Annotated in this window: 1 protein-coding gene; it reads right to left on the reverse strand. The window is 46.5% G+C overall.

Going from position 1 to position 3,353, the window contains the following annotated elements; genetic code table 11:
- On the reverse strand, window positions 1–3,353 hold a 3,353-nt coding region (locus Q1A70_RS19340), incomplete at both ends, for a tandem-95 repeat protein (RefSeq protein WP_299695542.1).

Raw genomic sequence — 3,353 nt, forward strand, 5'->3', positions numbered from 1 at the left:
TAAGCCACACTATCAATGGCTACTTCACCTTCGATGTCCGAAGAATTCGCTAGCAACTGTTCGTTACTGATGGTGATAGAGTTGTCTTCATGAACTGTGTAAGACGTCGAACCCGCCACTGGCGCGTCGTTGACGTCGGTGACCGTCACATCAATGTGGGCGTTCACCGTCTCTGTGCCGTCCGACACCGTGAAGCCTAGGTCAACCTCGCCATTGAAGTTCTCGTTCGGTGCAAAGGTGTACGTGCCATCGCCATTGTCGGTGAACACACCCTCGGCGCCCGAGTAAGAGACATCGGTCACGGACAGGTCATCGCCATCAATATCTGACGCCCCCGCCAGTAACTGCTCATCGGTAAAGGTCAGTGAGCCGTCTTCTTCAATGGTGTACGCCACGTCTTCCACAACGGCCACGTCATTGACTGGATTCACGGTCAACGTCATATCATTAGACGTACTCAGCTCGCCATCGCTGACTTCATAAGTGAATGCGATATCACCATTGAAATCTTCTGAAGGCGTCACTGTGTAGGTGCCATCACCATTATCTACAATGCTGGCGTTTGGATCGTTGGTTTCAAGCCCAGTAGCAAGCAGCTCATCACCATCTTGATCGCTTGCGTTCTCCAATAGCATTTCTTGTGTAACTAGGATTGAGCCATCTTCGTCGACATCCGCCACTATTGGCGTCGCTTCTGGCGCATCGTTGACGAATTCAACTTTGAGATCGATGTTTGCAGCAACCACATCGGTGCCATCACTGACATCAAACGCCAAATCAACATTGCCGAAGAAGCCCTGCTCTGGTGTTAATGTGTACGTGCCATCACCATTATCTGTTACTTCTACCGTGTCGCTTGTGCTCGTTACATTAACAACTGACAGTTCATCGCCTTCAATGTCTGTCGCTTGTGCCAGTAACTCTGCTTCAGTAATAGTAATCGCTTGACCATCTTCCGTAGTGAAAGACATGTCAGGCACATCTGGTGCGTCATTGATTGGATTGACGGTTAGATTAAGGTCAGCAGCAACTGTCTCAATCGCGTCCGTAATATCATAAGTGAATTCAATTTCACCAAAGAAGTCTTCACTTGGTGTAATCGTGTAGCTACCGTCTGAGTTTTCAACAATAACCGCATTTGGATCGTTGGTTGCAAAGTTAACCGCTTCAAGATTGTCGCCATCGACGTCGGTTGCATTCGCTAACAGATCCTCTTGTGTAATGGTTATTGAACCATCTTCATCCACATTGGCTTCGATTGGACCACTGACTTCTGGTCCTTCGTTAACAAGCTCAACATCGACTTGGGCTGTACTTGGCGCACTTGCTTGACCGTCACTTATATCGAAAGTCAGATTCACTTCACCGTAGAAGTTTTCTGCAGGTTCAAAGGTAAAGGTATTGTCACCGTTATCCGTTAGAGTACCTTGCGTTTGGTCTGCAAGTAATAAGTTTTCAACATGAAGAATGTCGCCATCAACATCGCTCGCGCCAGATAATAGGTCTTTCGCTTCAATAACAATAGAACCATTTTCTAACATTTGAGTATGCAACGGTTCACCTGGTACTGGGATGTCGTTAACAGGTACAACCATTAGATCAAGGTGAGTATCAACTTCATCAGTACCATCAAACACTTTGTAGTCGATGTCGACTTCGCCGTTGAAGTTCTCATTCGGCATGAATGTATAAGTACCGTCGCCGTTATCGACCAGTTCCCCATTATCACCGCTGTACGAGATGTCAGAAATAGACAACTCATCACCTTCGATATCCGTAGTATTCGCCAGTAAGTCATCCGCACTGAACGTAATACCTTCATCTTCATCTGTCGATAGAACAATCGGGCCAGAAACGATTGGTGCATCATTCACCGATTCGAAGTTAATATTGATAATGTTGCTATCAGTTAACTCTCCATCGGTAACTTGGTAGCCCAGCTCGATTTCACCGTGGAAATTTTCATCCGGCGTTACCGTCCAAGTACCATCACCATTATCGGTAAGTGTTGCATGCTCTGAGTTTTCACCCACCAACTCAAGATTTTCAATATCGAGGTCATCGCCATCGATATCTGACGCTTGGGCCAGTAGTTGCTCTTCAGTAATCACGACCGAAGCAAACTGAGCGGATCCTTCTGTATCAATATTGATATTAGGAAGATCGGCGGTTAACTCGATTTCGTTATCACCAGCATGAATATTCAGCTCAACCGTTTCGGTGATCTCTGATCCATCCACACCGATTGATGTAAACACCGCTTCATCATTGAAGGTTTGTGACACTGTCATGTTTTGAACAACATACGTACCATTGCCTTCGACAGTTCCCAGTTCGAAGTAAGATACAGGTTGATCAACCGTTAGCGTGTAATCAGTCTCAAACGAATTACGATCTTCTTTGTGGTAAGTCATCGAATCGATTAACTCGCCATCATCGTTGAAGGCTCGAATTTCGACTTCAGTAAAGTGACGAGACTCTTCCATGAACCAGCCACCCAAACCATCAAGGTGGAAGCTGATTTCATTGATGTCTTGACCTTCAACTGAAACTGTCAATTTCTCATCACCACTTAGACCTTGACGGTCTGTATCACCAATGCCGTGACCAATGTGGGTGTTACCATTCCAGGCACCAAGAGGATCATCGTTACTTTGAACGGTTACTGTTAAGTCGCCATCCGAGAACTCACGAGTGTAAGGGTCGACTTCTGTACCCCAATCGTCCACGCTAGCGTTATCATCGAAGGTACCAATTTGTGTGGTGTGTGTACCGTTAGCCAATGCTTCATCATCTGGAATAAAGCGTACTTCAGTATCCGCTGGTACTTCTTGCCCTACTTCAAGGATCACCCACTCATCATTGACATTCGCTTCAATGATGCCATTTTCTGGTGCTTGGTCTAGACGCAGTGCTGGTTCTTCACGAAGTGTTACACCAACCGTTTGGTCTTCTTGTGCTTGAATGAAGATTTCATCGCCCGCTTCCGGCGCATCGTTGACAGGGTTAACCGTCAAATCAAGCGTTGTCAGAACTTCACTGTCGCCATCACTGATGCTGTACGTGAAGTCTAATTCACCATTGAAGTTTTCGGTATGCGTGATGGTGAATGAGCCATCGTCATTAGTAACGATGGTTGCATCTGGATCATTGGTCTGTAGGTTGGAAGCAACCAGTTCATCACCCTCAACATCGGTTGCATTAGCAAGCAACTGCTCTTGAGTAATGGTAATAGAGTTGTCTTCGTCTACTTCCGCTTGGATTCCGGATGTGTCAGGCGCATCGTTGACCGCTATCACCTCAATGCCTGCCGTCGTCGTTGCTGTCGCACCGTCATCATCGGTGACAACCAC

It is taken from the genome of uncultured Vibrio sp. (assembly GCF_947488985.1).
Taxonomy (GTDB): domain Bacteria; phylum Pseudomonadota; class Gammaproteobacteria; order Enterobacterales; family Vibrionaceae; genus Vibrio.